Consider the following 14,025-nt stretch of genomic DNA (forward strand, 5'->3'; position numbering starts at 1 on the left):
CCCCTTCGCCGAGGCCCGCTCCCCATTTCCGGGCCGGTTCGGACGCTTATTCCGGCTGATCGACGTCTGGTTCCACCGCCTGCCACGCGGCGCTGAGCCGTTGCCCGCGCACGCGCCCGGCGGTGGCGAGCAGTGGCCGGTCGCGCTCCCACCTCCGACGTGTCACCGGGTCCGCGGATTCCCACAACGGATCGAGTTCCGCCAGCAGTCCACCGAACAACTCGAAGACGCCGCCGAGCGCGATGTGAACGCCCGGAGAACTCGGCGCGGCGATGTCCAGTCCGCGCACGGCGGCCACGGCGGTCAGCAGTCGTTGCCTGCTCGCCCGCGGCCAGTCCGACGCTCGGGCGACTCGCGTCAACCAGCCCAGAGTGGCGGCGAGCACATGGATGTCCTCGATCGTGCGGAACGGTTTGAGGTAGTCCAGATATCCGTCGCCGGGCAGTACTCGCGCGGGTACGCCGCTCAGCACGACCGAGGCGTGTGGAACCTCGGGCGCGAAAGGGAGAGCGGCGCGATCGGTCAAGCACACCCCGGCTGCTCGAGCGTCGATCATGCACGCGCGCAGTAGGTTTCGCCCGTCGGACCCCGCGCCGACGCTGGCGATCACCACCAGCTGTCGCGCGAACGTGCCCATGGTCGCGAACGACTTCGCGCCGTCGACCAGCCAGAGGCCATCTCGCTCGGTGAGCGTGGTCTGGATCGCGGCGGGATGAGCGCCGCCCTCCTCGGTCGCGCACATCGTCACCAGCTCGTCATCCGGCAGCTGGGGAATCAGCGTCCGCAGCGCCTCCTGATAGCCGGACAGGAAAGCGAACCCCAGCCGGTCGGCCCCGAAGCCGCCCGCGACCGCCACCTCCACCGGCTGGTCGAATCTGTTCGCCGCCACGCGATGTCGCGTCCACGCCGCGGCGACATCGTCCAGCGGCGCCGCCGCCACCGGCTCGGTCAGCAGGAAGTCGAGCAGAGTATCCACCTCAGCACGGTAACCGAGCAGCGACTCCTCGGGGCGGGCCCGGCCGAGCGTCTCCGCCGCTATCCGGGGGCGCCTGCCAGATTCGGCTCCGCAGATCCATGCCGCGGATCACCTGGATGCGCCACGGCTCCAAGCGCAGGATCTGCAATTGGGGATCGTTCGGCGACCGCCAGAACTGTCCCAGGTCGTAGCCCGCGCCGCGCGGACTCGTCTTGCGGTACAGCTCCCATACCCGCTCCCGGATGTCGGGAGTATCCACCCACTGCGCGGTTGCGTCGACCGCGACCGAGTTGTTGGTGCCCTGCGCCCAATAGGAGAAGTTGACATGCGGATTGTTCGCGATGTGAGCTTCCTTGACCGGCGTCCGGTAGGTCCCCAGCCAGCCGAGCGGGCGCCCGCCCACGTTTTCCCAGATGGGAATCAGCACCCTGGTGCGCGGCCGATTCCGTTTGTCCACCGTCACCATGGTCGCGTAGACGATGCGCCCGACGTAGGCGTCGAATTCCGCCTCGATCTCCGCGAACGTCGCCACCTTCTGCGTCATGCCGCCGCCTCTGCTACCGACCCGGGCACCCCGAGCCCCTGCCCCCAGCCGCCGTCGACGGGAAATTCGACTCCGGTAGTGAATGTGGCGTCGAAAGCAAGGAACAGCGCGGCCTTCGCGACCTCCTCGACGGTTCCGTTGCGCCGTAACGGCGTACTGCGCTCACCTTGTTCCAAGAACTCGGCTCGCTGCTGCTCGGTCAGCCCGACCACGCCCATCGTCGGCGTCTCGATGAACCCCGGCGCCACCGAGTTCACCCTGATCCGGCGCGGCAGCAACTCGGCCGCCAGCACCTGGGCGATCGCCCGCAGCGCTTCCTTCGAACCGGAATAGGCGCTGAGTCCGGGAAACACGACGTCGTTGGCGACGGTGGTGAAGACGATCGAGCCACCCGCGACCAGGAGTGGAGCCAGTCGTTGAACGGTGAAGAACGCGCCCTTGGTGTTGACGGTGAATTGGCGGTCGAACGATTCCTCGGTGGCGAGTTCCAGCGTCTGGAATTCGGCCGTGCCGTGGTTGACGAACAGCGCGTCGATGCTGCCGAGACGCTGTTCGACGAGGTCGCCCAGCGCCTCGATATCGGTCGCGCTGGCCGCGTCCGACCGCACGACATGGGCAGCCCGGCCGGACAGTCTGGCCCGAGCTTGCTCGAGCGTGTGCTCGTTGCGCCCGGTCGCCACCACCTCGACCCCCTCGGCGAGCAATGCCTCGACGATGGCCAGCCCCATGCCGTGCGTCCCGCCGGTGACCACGGCCTTCTTTCCTGCGTTCACGATCGGAGATCCCTTTCTCGGTCAGTTACTTTTCGTAACCGACATGATCTTGCGTCACCGGGGCGGACCAGGGAAGACGGCACTTCCAAGTCACTCGGTTACCACGCGGGAACCAACCGGCGACCGCACGCGTTCGAAGTACCGGCGATCAATGAGCAACCCTCGGCGCTGCGTGGGCGTATTCCTCTCAGGGGCCTGGTTCACTGAGGCATCGCCGCACCGGAAGGAGTTCGACCGTGCCGGAACTGAAAGAAATTCGTAAACAGGCACTTTTCGACTCCGAGGCCAGACTGTCCTGGGTGCTGGCCGCGCTCGCCGGGTTGATCGGTGCGGCGGCGTTCATGCACACGGCCGGCTACTTCGTCACCTTCATGACGGGCAATACCGAACGGGCCGTCCTCGGGTACTTCCATGACGAGCCGGACATGGCGTTGGCTGCCGCCGGATTGCTGACCTCGTTCCTGTCCGGTGTCGTAGTGGCCTCGTGGTGCCGCAGACGCTACTGGTCCGGCCACCCGCACGGAGCCACCCTGCTCACCACTGTCTGCCTCGCGCTCGCCTCGGTCATCGACATACTCGAGTACCAGACGGCCACCGAGCCGATCGGCCTGCTGCCGATCATGTTCGTCGCCTTCGGAGTCGGAGCGCTCAACACGTCGTTCGTGCAGAACGGCGAGGTGTCGGTGCCGCTGAGTTATGTCACGGGGACACTGGTCAAGCTGGGCCAGGGCATCGAACGCCATATCAGTGGCGGCGACTACGCGGACTGGCTCGGGTATTTCCTGCTCTACGCGAGTTTCGCGCTCGGCGCGCTGATCGGCGGCTTGCTGAGCCTGCTGGTCGCAGGCTGGGCCATGCTGATCACCGCGACCGTCGTGTGCCTGCTCGTCACCGGTTACACCTACTTGCACCTGGACCGGCACGGTCCCCTCAGGCAGTAGGCCTAGGCCGCGGCCATGCGGTCGCCGACCTGACCGGCCTCCCCCGATCCCGGACCTTTCCACCCCGGAAATACGAAATTTGCTAGAGCCCGAGGTCCAGAGCCTGGCCGAACCGAAGCCGCCGTTTTCCGATCGTCGCGCAACGCAACCTCGACGACGTACGCAAACGCACATTTCACAGGCGTTCGCGGGAAATCGGTGAACTGCTCGAGCCGAGCGCTCATGAGGCACTCGTCTGCCGGGTGGGCGACCAGCTCTGCCTGCCTGCCTTGGCCAAGGTGCTGAGCGGCAGGACTGCCTATGACGAACGCGTTTACCGCCGGACACAGGCCGGAACGAATCTGCATGAGCGGTACGTGAGCAAGCGCGAAAGTCAGGACATCGCCGCGAAAGATCTCGATACTCGTCGCACGGAAAGCTGGCTGCACAACGAGTTCGAGAAGATCAACGAAGCGGATCGGGACGATCGGGCGCAGCGTGAGATCGACCGGCGCGACCGGATCACCACACTGGCGAACCGTCTGCGGAAGAGGGGGATTGCCGGATGAGCTGGACCGCGCGGCACTGGCGAAGGATGCCCCACTTGGTCGGCCGGGACAATCAGCGCATTCACGCTGCCTGGCGAGCCCTGGAGCTGGTCATCGGCTTGGTCAAGCATGCCGAGACCAAATCTGTCGCCGCGCTGGCTACCGCGGGCGTGCTGGGAGAGGTGCTTTTCGTGCTGCTTCGAGCGTCTACGACCAAAGCAGGAGCCGTGTTGTGGTCTGCGCGGGCGTGTGCGCGGGTTGCGTAGTGGGGGCCGGCATCTGCGCTGGCTGCGCGATGGTGAGCTTGGCTGGGGCCGCTTGCTCGTCGCTGCTGAACCGGTGATGGCCGGAGTCGGTGATTGGTCTCAGAATCGGCGGGCGCCGGTTACCGGCATCGAGGAGAGGGGGGAGGTGGTCACCCCTATGCCGTAGGTGGACGCATGGATGACTTTGCCGTCGCCGGCGTAGAGGGCGGAGTGGCTTCCACCGTAGTAGGAGACCATATCGCCTGGCCGCAGGTCTTCGAGCGGCACCGGCGTTCCGGCGGCGAGCTGGTCGTAGCTGGTGCGTGGCAGGTCTATACCGGCCTGCTCGTAGGACCACTGCACCAGTCCCGAGCAATCGAAGGAGTCGGGGCCGACCGCGCCGTAGCTGTAGTCGGAGCCGAGTTTGGTCAGCGCCGCGTCGACTGCCATCTCGCCGGCGCTCTTCTGCGGTACCACCGTCGCGGGCGGGGTGGGCGCCCTGGGCATGATCTCCGGGAACTCGGCGAGGAAGGGCAGCTCGATTTCCGGCAGTACGCCCAGCAGCGGAATTTCGATCGCCGGAAGGACCGTCGGCATATGCAGCTCGATCACGGGAACGACCACCGAGACCGGGAATTCGACCGCCGGGCCGAGAGTCGCGGGAGCGATCTCTATTTCCGGGACCGTCATAGCGGCAGAGTGCTCCATTCCCGAGATCGCGGCCTTCACCGGCGTATCGGTGACCGGAAGTATTGCGTTGTGCCGCAGCAATTCTTCTGGCGCTTCGGGAAGCGGAATTTCGGCGGGAAGTTCGATCGTTCCCACGCCCGGGATGGTTACCGGCTGTGCGGATGCCTCCGCGGCGTTGAACAACATGCCCAGCAGTACGGCCGCCCCGGCGGCGAGTACCCAGTAAACAGCACGTCGCAGGCGGGTATATCGGACGTCGGTCTTTGATGCCATGATGCGGTCCTCCGATGCTCATATCGCCGTTCTCCGGAGAGCCGTACGACGCCGCGATTCGCGGCGCGATTGGCTTCACCGAAGACCTCGAATTGATTCGAAAACCATCACGGTGCTTCTTCAGTCCCAGCGGATCCGATCCGAGCATTCACCTTTCGGCATCATGCACAACACGCAAAGCACAACACGCCATAAATTCATAACGAAACAATAACTCGTTCATACCGTGTCATTCGTGAATATGAACTTTCCTTCCCGGAATTCTGTGCCACGACGCAATGGCCCCACAGGGGAATCCATCCCGCTGCGGGGCCACCGCTGGTTCACCGGCATCACACAATGATCTGTTCCTCGATCTGCTTCGCGATCGTCCTGAGCTTCGCGGCGAATTCCCGTGCGGCCCGGGGGTCGCCGCTCGAGCCCTTGACGACGCGTCTGGTCAGCGCGGCGAGCCGAGACTCCATGGCGGTGAAGATGTCTGCCGCGCGGTCGTTCTGGCCGTCCGGCAACTCACCGCGCAACCACGCCCGCAGCCGCTCCACCACCTCTTGCTCGTCATAGCGTTCGGGAAGCAGTGCGACCGCTTGCCGCAGCTTTCCCGCGGTGACCTTGACATCGGCGCCCGCGGCCACGGTGGTGTACACGGTGACCGCCGCGTCTTCGCCGTACTCGGCCACCACCGGTAGCAATTCGCGAACTTGTCCCTCGTTGATCGCGGGCGCTATCGGATGCAACCGAGCGGCCAGCGGCCAGGCGCGAATCAGCTTGTGGGCGTAGGACCGTTGCATATCCCAGCGCTGTTCCACGTACTCGTCGAACGTCTCGTGGCTGTCGCGATAGAGCCGGCCGTCACGCACGATCTGCAGTGCGCGCCCTGCCGCCCAGAATGCGATGCGCAGCGTATCGATCGACGACTCGCACACCGTCAACTGTGCCCGCTCGCGGTCGCTCAGCGGCCCGTCGCCCGCATCGGGGACCGGCATGGTCAAGACGTTCGGGCTCACGGCCGGCTTCGACCGTCGCCATTCGGCATCGCGCAGCGGCGAAACCGGTGGCGTATGCTCGGCGCCGTCGGAGAGCGGGTTGGCGCCGCCGATAGAGGCTTTCCTGCGTTGTGGAGGCATCAGGCCGGCACCTCCATCAGTGCCCGGTACGAGCGCACCAGCTCGTCGCCCACCTGCTGGTACTCCCCCAAATTCTCGATCGGATTCTCGGCGCCCTCACCGACCTCCCCATCGGCCGCCTCCCGATACCATTTCCAAGCGCTCAAATAGGAGTTGAATACGTCGTAGCCCGCGCTCTCCAGGTGCCCCCGCTGCGCCCGGTATTCGGTGGAGACGTTCACGCCTTTCTTCATGATCACCGGGACTTTGGTCATCAGCACCCGCACCCGGATTTCACGGTCACTGCCCGCCGCCGCCTCCTCGGCGGCCTTGAATGTACTCGGGACTCGTTTGACTTCGGATGGGCTCACACTCGTCAACAACAAGAGCTCATCGCTTTTCGGTATCGCGGCCTTGAAGATCTCGGCGGACTCACCCCCGGCGTCCACGATGATGACGTCGAAATCGGCGGCATTGTCGGTGATGCAGTCGTCGACATGCCGGGAAGGGAACGCAACCAGGTCGAACGGCACCTCGATGCCCCCCTTGACCAGCCTGCGGTACCAGGAGTATCCGGTCTGGCTGAGCGGGTCGGCGTCGATCACCAGCACCCGCAGTTCGTGAACCGAAGCGAAGTAGCTCGCCAAGAAGAACGCTGATGTCGTTTTGCCGACACCGCCCTTCAGATTCCCCAGCGTGATGACGAGGGGTTCGGGCAATTCGAGTGGCGCAACAGAATTCGTCATAGACGGTCCTCCGGAGGGTGAGGAGTGCATTACTGTGCGAGGCCAGTTTGGCACAGAAACGTCTGATTTCGTCTGATTGCCCGGCCTGGTAGCGACTGTGGCGTCACCGCTCTGTGTCCAATTGGACACAAAATTTCAGCTGATTCGGTTTTCGGGTAGCGCACTTGCCGCTTGCATCCCGAACCGGTAATCAAGCAGCGTTCCAGTGGAGCCTAGGGGAATCGAACCCCTAACCCCTGCCTTGCAAAGGCAGTGCTCTGCCAATTGAGCTAAGGCCCCGGGGGATCAGCGGGTGGTCACCTCGTGCCACATGTCCGCGTCGCCACGCCGGCGCAGCTTGGAGATGCCGAAGAGGACCAGAACCACCACACCGGCGGTGAGGAGAATTTTCATGGTCTCCACCCTACTGTGCTGCCGAGAGCCCGCCCAGGGGTCTCAGGCCGGGAGTCCCGGCTCGAACACGGCGTTCCGTCGATCTGCCTCGAGATCTCGGAATGAATATTTCGTCAGCCATGATCGAGCCGTCAGTCATTCATGTTCACCTCTATGGCGCGACCAGGGCCGAATCGAGGCATGACTACGCAGAGCGCCTCCAAGTCCATGGCGCAGCACTGGACAGCGCCGTCGGGCCGGACGAGCGCGGCACGGGTACCGCCTCGGCGCAGCCAGCGCCGCAGTTCGCTTCCGGGACTCGCGACCACCACTGCCGCGCCGCGTTCGATGATCCGGGTGCGCTGCAAAGACGACGGCTGAATCGTGGTGACGATCGTATAGCGGCCCGCGGCCACATCGTCGTAGCGACGGCCGTCGTCCAGGACCACATTGGGAATCAGATGCCCCGCCCGGCCACGACCCAGACGCGGCCGCGTGACGAGCTCGGATCGGCGCAGCGGCGGCGTCTCCCCGCTGGCGACCAGAGCGTGGAAGCCAGGCAGGCGACGCAGTTGCGGAGCGAGGAGTCGGCGCACCAGGTTGCCCAGTTCACCGCCGTCGGTCATGGCCATCCCGGTGACCTTGGCCAGCCGGATCATCGTCCGGGTGTGCGGTTTTCGTTCGGTCTCGTAGGAGTCCAGCACCTGCTCGGGCAGGTCTCCGGCGAGCACTCCGGCCAGCTTCCAGGTGAGGTTGGCCGCGTCGCGCAGTCCGGCGCCCATGCCCTGACCGATGAAGGGTGGCGTGAGATGAGCCGCGTCGCCCAGTAGGAAGACCGGTCCCGCCCGCCAGCGGTCGGCGAGCTGGGCGCGGAAGGTGTACTCGGCCACTCGGAGCAACTGGAGGTCCTCGATCGGAACGCCACCGGTCCACGGTCGGATCAGGGCGTGTATCCGACCGATCTCGCCGTAGTGGGCCGCTGTCTCACCGGGACGCAGCCGGAACTCCCAACGGTGGCGTGCCTTTCCGATGCGCATGTAGGTCGCGGCGCGGACCGGATCGCACACCTGATGTACGCCGTCCCACGCGCCGAGTTCGACCGTGGTGGCCACGTCTACGACCAGCCACCGTTGCTCGAAACTCAGATCCCGCATCTCGGCGCCGATGGCGGCGCGGACCACGCTGTTGGCGCCGTCGCAGCCCAATACGTACCGTGCGTGAACCGACGCCGTCGCGCCGGTGGTCCGATCGGTGAACTCGACTCGGACGCCGTCGGTTTCCACGGTCACCGCGGTGACTTCGACATCGCCTCGAACAGTCACCGCCGGGTGGCGACGCGCGGCGGCCCGCAGTATCCCCTCCAGCTCCGGTTGGTCGAACATGTTCGCGTCCGGGTAACCGTTGCTGCTGCCCGCCGGATCGCGATGGAATTCGGCCATCACCCGCAGGTTCCGGTCGAGCAGGCGCAGGCCGAGTGCGGGCCTGGAGATGGCGTCGAATGCCTCCTCGACGCCCATCCTCGCCAAGACCCTGCGGATCTCCCCGTCCAGGTGAACCGCGCGCGGTTGCGGGTAGATGCCTTCCCACCGTTCCAGCACCAGCGACTCGACACCGTATCGGGCGAGCAGGACAGCCGCGGTGATCCCGGTCGGCCCGGCTCCGACGATCACGACCGGAACGCTCATCGGGCGGTTCCGAACAGCGTCTCGAGAGACACGACGGTGACGAGGCGAGTCACGATAGTGGCCACAGCGGGTCCAGGGTCGGCACGTTCTCGGTCACCGGTGCCTCACCGTGGTGCGCTGGCGGCCCAGGTCGATGGCGCCGTCGTCGGTGGACACCGTTGCCTCGATGACGTCACCGTCGTGCAGGTACTTCATATTCTTCGCCTGGCCTTTGAAGAAAAGCTTCCACTTCACCGCGGGCGGCAGCAGCGAGCCGATGATTTCGACCGGCTTGGGCGGTGCACTGATCGCCGTGCCGACGGGTGTTCCGGTGAGCAACAGGTCACCGGCGTCCATGCGCTGGAAACCGGTCAACACGCGCAGGGTTTCCAGCGGCTGGTAGATCATGTCGGCGACGGTCATGTCCTGCCGCAGCCCGCCGTTGACCCACAACCGCAACCGCAGGTCGGTGAACCGCTTCAGTTCGTCTGCCTCCAGCAGCACCAGAGCGGGCCCGACCGGGGTGAATGTCGGATAGGACTTCGCCTCGTAGAACTGGGTTTTCGGCAGCTGGAGGTCGCGGGCGGAGATGTCGTTGGTGACGACCAGACCGGCGATGTAGTCGGCGAGGTTCTCGCTTGTGATCGTCGATCCGACCGGCATCTCGCGGCCGAACACCAGCCCGATCTCGACCTCGTAATCCAGCAGCCGCACGTGCGCGGGCCGGATGACGTCGTCGTGCGGGCCGCTGATCGACCCCGAGGTCTTGCGGAAGAACGTCAGCGGCACCTTTTCCGGATCACCGCCGGAATCGGTGACGTGCGAGGCGAAATTCGTCATCTGCGCGACCACCCGGCACGGCGCGGTCACCGGCGAGACCAGCGACAGGCTCTCGACCGGCACGACCTCGCTGCTCGCGGATGCCGCGCGGATCGCCGGACGGTCGGCCAACAGTTGCCCGGTGGTGGTCGCGGCGGTATCGACCTCGGCGGCGCCCGCTGGTGTGGCCACCCACCAGGCGTCGGCGGTGCGGAGAACGGAAATGCTCATGAGCCGGCTACTTTCAACAGGCCGCGCAAGCGGCGGAGATCGAATTCGTTGTCCTCGCGCAGCGCGTCGACCATCGCGCGCAGCTCGCGAACGGATTCTCGGCCCGGTCTTATGCCGAGGAAGTCTCTGCTGGCCGGCGGCCCCCATTGCGCAAGCCCGGAGGCGGTGAACGGTGCCCACCCGGGTTCCACCGTGCAGTCGAACATGTCGCCGTCGCTGAAGTGCTCGACCAGCAACCCGTCCGGATCACGCCAGTAGTCGAAGATCTGGCTGCCCTGGATGTGCCTGCCGATCCCCCACGACCGGTGGTAACCGCGATCACGCAGGTACTCGCCGCCCACGGCCAGAGCATCCAGGTCAGCGACTTGGTAGGCCGAATGCACGTACCGGTTCGCCGGCCCGAGCACCAACGCCAATGTGTGATGGTCCGCCGGCGTCCGGCCGCGATCGCAGCGGATGAAGCTCATCACCGGACCGCGCTCGCGTTGGTCCGGGTAGTAGAGGAAGTCGCTGACGATCAGCCCCAGACGCCGCAGGTACCAATCCAGCGTTTCGCGGTACTTGGTGGTCTGCACCACCACATGCCCGAGCCGCTGCACCCGTGCCGGCTCGCGAGGCGGCCGCTGCGTCCGATTCGCGCGAGCCACCTCGTGTCCGAAGTTGAGCGTGTGAGGTGTCTGCGCGGGGAGGGCGGGAAGTTTGTGGGTGTCGGCGACAACCCGCACCCGCAATCCGGTCGGGTCGGTCAGATCGATCGCCGACCCGCCGAGGCTTTCCGGCAGGTTCACCACCTTGCTTCCACCGGCGTTCGCCAGCCGGAGCAGGTCGGTGGTGTCGGCCGCGCGGAAGGCCGGGCCGATGAACCGCGAGCGCATGCCCCGGCGAATCACCACGCAGGGAGACTGCGGGTCGGTACCGCGCAAGTACAGTTCGTCCGCCGTGCGCAGCGAGGTCGCGAAACCGAACGCGCGCGCGAAGACCTCGGCGCGCGCCAGGTCCGGCTTCTCGAACTCCAGCCACGCCAGATCGTGCACTTTCACGATCGGATCGAGCGCTCGGCCCGGATGTTCGCCCGCCACCGCGCCGTCCTCGCTGTGCAATCCGGTGTGTGGGTCGTGATGGTCGAGCATCGACCCCTCCCTCCATATATGACGATATCGTCACATGCGACTCGATACTCAGTCAACAAGCTCTGATGAATTCGTCATAAGTGAGCCGCGGCGGCTACCATGGTCGGACGACCGACAGGGACAGGAGCGCGCATGACCGATCAGACCGGTGCGGAGCCCAACCGCTTGCAGCGCCGCAAAGCCCGTACCCGCGCCGCCCTCGTGACGGCGGCGCAGTCGTTCATCGCGAACGGAAGACTGAACGCGCCGATCCTGGAGATCACCCAAGCCGCCGACGTGGGCATGGGGTCGTTCTACAACCACTTCCAGAGCCGGGAAGAGCTGTTCCATGCGGCAGTCGAGGAGGCGCTCGACCAGCACGGCGCCGTCCTCGACATCCTGACCGAAGGCATCGATGACCCGGCCGAAGTTTTCGCGCAGAGTTTCCGGTTGACCGGACGCATGCACCGGAAGAACCCGACCCTCAGCAAGGTGCTGCTGAACAACGGACTCGCCCTCACCGCCTCCGAGAAAGGGCTCGCACCGCGCGCTCGTCGCGATATCGAGGCCGCGGCCCGCGCAGGCCGATTCCAGATGAGCGACGCGGAATTGGCCATGACGATAGTGGCCGGTGCCGCCCTGTGCCTGGGCCAGTTGCTGCACGATCAGCCCGAGCGCGACGACGCGGCCGCCACCGATCAGGTCACCCAGGACCTGCTGCGGATGTTCGGCGTCCCCGCCGACGAGGCGCGCGAGATCTGCTCGCTTCCCCTGCTGTCCCTCGACGCGCTGCCGCGGCGCGACGACGCCGCCTGACCGCGCGGGCGTTCAGCAGTCAGACAGTCGTGCTACCTGCGCCACTCCGGGTGAACTCTTTTTCCAGTTCAGCGCCCTCGATGTCGAGATCCGGAACGTAACGACCGAACCAGCGCGGGTGGTACCGGGCCTGAAACGGGTCGACCACCGGGGCCAGCTCTCGTATACCGGCCATTGCCCTCCTGTGGCCGCGCCATCCTGCCGTTTTGACCACGTCAACGGCGAGAAGGTACCGTTTTCGAGGCGTCTGTACGTCGGAAGCCGTGACGGGGCCTTAGCTCAATTGGCAGAGCACTGCCTTTGCAAGGCAGGGGTTAGGGGTTCGATTCCCCTAGGCTCCACACAATCGAAGGCGGGTGCTCATGAGAGCACTCGCCTTCTTGTTTCCCGCCCTCCCCGTACGCGGGCCGACCGTCGCCGCCTCGTCGACGTGTTCCGGAATCGGCACCCCTCTGCGATGCTCCGGATAGCGAGTCAGCGGAGGACGGGCGGACCGTCGGTCCGCACCGATGAGTTCGTCGGCCTCGTGCCGTCTGCACCGATATGACTACACCCACGATCGGCAGTTTGTTGTTGTCCAGCACCGACCCGGTCCGCCTGCGTGACTGGTATGCGGCGGCGTTCGACCTGAAGGTGGACCGCACGCCGGGCGAGCCTGGCTACGATGTCCTGGACTTCGGCGGTTTCTATGTTCTGATCGACAGCCGCGACGACATCGGGCCCACGAACCCCGAGCCGGGCCGCCTGATCCTGAACGTCGACGTGGACGATGCGCGGGCGATAGCCGGGCGGATCGACGACCTCGGAGGGCGGTGGCTGGCCGAGCTCGATGATCGCGACGGCAGCCTGTTCGCCACCGCGATAGACCCTGATGGGAACTACGTCCAACTTATCCAGCTGAGCCCGCAGCATCGGGCCGAGATGACCGAGAGGGGCTAGTGATGCTTGCCGACAGCAGCGCGTTCAGCGGGTTTTCGGTGAACGATATCGAGGCGGCCAAGACCTTCTACACCGATACATTGGGGATACGGGTCTCCGAGGAGAACGGGATGCTCCAGCTGCACCTCGGCGGCGGGGGCACGGTGCTGGTGTACCCGAAACCCGATCACAGTCCCGCGACGTTCACGGTATTGAACTTTCCGGTCCCCGACATCGAGGCTGCCGTCGATGAGCTCACCCGCCGCAATGTCCGTTTCGAGCGCTATGAGTTCGCCGAACAGGACGAGAAAGGCATACACCGCGGAGGTGGTCCCCTGATCGCCTGGTTCACCGACCCCGCGGGCAACGTCTTATCCGTCCTCCAGCAGTAACCCACCAGACGAAGCGCACGTCCCGCATCCAGCTGCGAAAGATCCTGCCCGGCAGCGGCCGCCGGCGCGGTCACGCTGCCGGCCGCCCCGATCGGCAGCGTGACCGCAGGCGGCGTGCCCCCGCTCACCCGAAGACCTTGCTGCGGATGACCGGGAGCATGTCGCGCGGTCGAACAGCTCGCCGAGCGACTCTGGGTCGATGGGAGCTGGCTGCGCTAGGCGGCGGTGGCGTGCCGGATGACGATGTTGCCGTAGGAGTTGCGTGCGTACACCTGCACGGTTTCCTCGTTGTCCTGCGGCCGGCCGACCGGTTGCATCTGGTTCTGCACGGTGCCGTACTGGGCGTTGACCTCCAGATGTGCCGCACTGCCCGGGCGGATACCTACTTCCAGCTCGCCCATCGATGTCTCCAGCCGGAGCACGCCGCGCGAGGCTTCGCCGATGCGGATGTCGCCTTTCGCGGTTTTCGCGGTCACCGAACCGTGTGGGCGCTCGATGATGATGTCGCCTGCGGAGATCTCCAGGTCGCACTGGCCGAGTTCACCGCTACCCAGCAATCGGCCCACAGCGGCGGTGCCCTTCAGCCGGGAGCCGGTGGGCACCTCGATGGTCACCTCGACCGACGGGTTGCCACCGAAGGGGGTGTACGTGCGCCATCCTTTCGGCGTCTTGACCGTCAGTGTGCCTGCGGCGAAATCGACCTCTGTCTGCTCGGCGGCACGCACGTCACCGGTCTTGGACGCATCGGCCGGCCTGACCTCGACGACGGTGTCGGTACGGTCCGAGGCGATGACCGTGACGTTGCCGGACAGCACCTCGACGGTGACGGCGATCGGTTCCGGTGTCTCGAATGCGGGCATGGCTGTACTCCTTCAGCGCGAGTTGG

At 65.8% G+C, this 14,025-nt stretch carries 17 protein-coding genes and 2 tRNA genes; 7 read left to right on the forward strand and 12 right to left on the reverse strand.

Annotated features, from left to right (window positions below; translation table 11 throughout):
- Positions 1 to 46: 46 nt before the first annotated feature.
- Genes GVY39_RS09100 through GVY39_RS09110 form a run of 3 tightly spaced genes read right to left on the reverse strand, consistent with a single transcriptional unit; the run spans position 47 to position 2,293 of the window.
- Positions 47 to 976, reverse strand: a complete 930-nt coding sequence (locus GVY39_RS09100) for an acyl-CoA dehydrogenase family protein (RefSeq protein ID WP_159922236.1) — start codon at positions 974 to 976, stop codon at positions 47 to 49.
- Position 977: 1 nt separating this feature from the next.
- Entirely contained in the window at positions 978 to 1,520 is a 543-nt protein-coding gene (locus tag GVY39_RS09105) for a pyridoxamine 5'-phosphate oxidase family protein (RefSeq protein WP_159922234.1), read from the reverse strand.
- Entirely contained in the window at positions 1,517 to 2,293 is a 777-nt protein-coding gene (locus GVY39_RS09110; protein WP_201295178.1) for an SDR family oxidoreductase, read from the reverse strand. Before GVY39_RS09110 ends, GVY39_RS09105 begins: the two co-directional genes overlap by 4 nt.
- Positions 2,294 to 2,529: 236 nt before the next feature.
- Here GVY39_RS09110 and GVY39_RS09115 point away from each other — a divergent pair, with 236 nt between their 5' ends.
- From GVY39_RS09115 to GVY39_RS09125, 3 genes are all read left to right on the forward strand, one after another.
- On the forward strand, positions 2,530 to 3,234 hold the full coding sequence (locus GVY39_RS09115; protein ID WP_223519743.1) for a YoaK family protein: 705 nt from the start codon (positions 2,530 to 2,532) through the stop codon (positions 3,232 to 3,234).
- A 242-nt stretch (positions 3,235 to 3,476) separates the two neighbouring features.
- Positions 3,477 to 3,782 carry a hypothetical protein gene (locus GVY39_RS09120; protein ID WP_159922232.1) on the forward strand — a complete coding sequence of 102 codons (306 nt, stop codon included), beginning with the start codon at positions 3,477 to 3,479 and terminating at the stop codon, positions 3,780 to 3,782.
- Positions 3,779 to 4,027 (forward strand): hypothetical protein, encoded by a 249-nt coding sequence (locus GVY39_RS09125; protein WP_159922230.1) that lies wholly within the window; start codon positions 3,779 to 3,781, stop codon positions 4,025 to 4,027. The genes GVY39_RS09120 and GVY39_RS09125 overlap by 4 nt, the downstream gene beginning before the upstream one ends.
- Positions 4,028 to 4,126: 99 nt before the next feature.
- Here the strand turns inward: GVY39_RS09125 and GVY39_RS09130 are convergent, their stop codons facing one another.
- The 7 genes from GVY39_RS09130 to GVY39_RS09165 form a co-directional block, all read right to left on the reverse strand.
- A complete protein-coding gene (locus GVY39_RS09130; protein WP_159922522.1) occupies positions 4,127 to 4,603 on the reverse strand; it encodes a C40 family peptidase in 477 nt (158 codons plus the stop codon).
- Between the two features lie 698 nt (positions 4,604 to 5,301).
- Positions 5,302 to 6,093: a hypothetical protein gene (locus GVY39_RS09140; RefSeq protein WP_159922228.1), complete on the reverse strand. Its 792-nt coding sequence runs from the start codon at positions 6,091 to 6,093 to the stop codon at positions 5,302 to 5,304.
- Positions 6,093 to 6,818, reverse strand: coding sequence for a ParA family protein (locus GVY39_RS09145; RefSeq protein WP_159922226.1), 726 nt, complete (start codon positions 6,816 to 6,818; stop codon positions 6,093 to 6,095). The genes GVY39_RS09140 and GVY39_RS09145 overlap by 1 nt, the downstream gene beginning before the upstream one ends.
- A gap of 206 nt (positions 6,819 to 7,024) precedes the next feature.
- Positions 7,025 to 7,097 (reverse strand) — tRNA-Ala (locus tag GVY39_RS09150).
- A 245-nt stretch (positions 7,098 to 7,342) separates the two neighbouring features.
- Positions 7,343 to 8,875 (reverse strand): bifunctional 3-(3-hydroxy-phenyl)propionate/3-hydroxycinnamic acid hydroxylase, encoded by a 1,533-nt coding sequence (locus tag GVY39_RS09155; protein ID WP_159922224.1) that lies wholly within the window; start codon positions 8,873 to 8,875, stop codon positions 7,343 to 7,345.
- 93 nt (positions 8,876 to 8,968) lie between these two features.
- On the reverse strand, positions 8,969 to 9,904 hold the full coding sequence (locus tag GVY39_RS09160; RefSeq protein ID WP_159922222.1) for a fumarylacetoacetate hydrolase family protein: 936 nt from the start codon (positions 9,902 to 9,904) through the stop codon (positions 8,969 to 8,971).
- Positions 9,901 to 11,034, reverse strand: coding sequence for a VOC family protein (locus GVY39_RS09165; protein ID WP_159922220.1), 1,134 nt, complete (start codon positions 11,032 to 11,034; stop codon positions 9,901 to 9,903). The genes GVY39_RS09160 and GVY39_RS09165 overlap by 4 nt, the downstream gene beginning before the upstream one ends.
- A gap of 132 nt (positions 11,035 to 11,166) precedes the next feature.
- On the opposite strand from GVY39_RS09165, the gene GVY39_RS09170 reads away from it, so the two are divergent.
- The gene (locus GVY39_RS09170; RefSeq protein WP_159922218.1) at positions 11,167 to 11,829 is read left to right on the forward strand and encodes a TetR/AcrR family transcriptional regulator; all 663 of its coding nucleotides are present in this window, start codon (positions 11,167 to 11,169) and stop codon (positions 11,827 to 11,829) included.
- 19 nt (positions 11,830 to 11,848) lie between these two features.
- Here GVY39_RS09170 and GVY39_RS09175 read toward each other — a convergent pair whose 3' ends face one another.
- Positions 11,849 to 12,004 carry a hypothetical protein gene (locus GVY39_RS09175; RefSeq protein WP_159922216.1) on the reverse strand — a complete coding sequence of 52 codons (156 nt, stop codon included), beginning with the start codon at positions 12,002 to 12,004 and terminating at the stop codon, positions 11,849 to 11,851.
- A 93-nt stretch (positions 12,005 to 12,097) separates the two neighbouring features.
- Between GVY39_RS09175 and GVY39_RS09180 the strand changes: the two genes are divergently transcribed.
- From GVY39_RS09180 to GVY39_RS09190, 3 genes are all read left to right on the forward strand, one after another.
- Positions 12,098 to 12,170, forward strand: a tRNA-Ala gene (locus GVY39_RS09180).
- A 202-nt stretch (positions 12,171 to 12,372) separates the two neighbouring features.
- Complete coding sequence (locus GVY39_RS09185) at positions 12,373 to 12,768, forward strand: VOC family protein (RefSeq protein ID WP_159922214.1); 396 nt, start codon at positions 12,373 to 12,375, stop codon at positions 12,766 to 12,768.
- 2 nt (positions 12,769 to 12,770) lie between these two features.
- Positions 12,771 to 13,139 (forward strand): VOC family protein, encoded by a 369-nt coding sequence (locus tag GVY39_RS09190; RefSeq protein WP_159922212.1) that lies wholly within the window; start codon positions 12,771 to 12,773, stop codon positions 13,137 to 13,139.
- A 215-nt stretch (positions 13,140 to 13,354) separates the two neighbouring features.
- Here the strand turns inward: GVY39_RS09190 and GVY39_RS09195 are convergent, their stop codons facing one another.
- Positions 13,355 to 13,999: a DUF4097 family beta strand repeat-containing protein gene (locus GVY39_RS09195; protein WP_159922210.1), complete on the reverse strand. Its 645-nt coding sequence runs from the start codon at positions 13,997 to 13,999 to the stop codon at positions 13,355 to 13,357.
- Positions 14,000 to 14,025 lie beyond the last annotated feature (26 nt).

It is taken from the genome of Nocardia sp. CY15 (assembly GCF_009829295.1).
GTDB lineage: Bacteria > Actinomycetota > Actinomycetes > Mycobacteriales > Mycobacteriaceae > Nocardia > Nocardia sputi.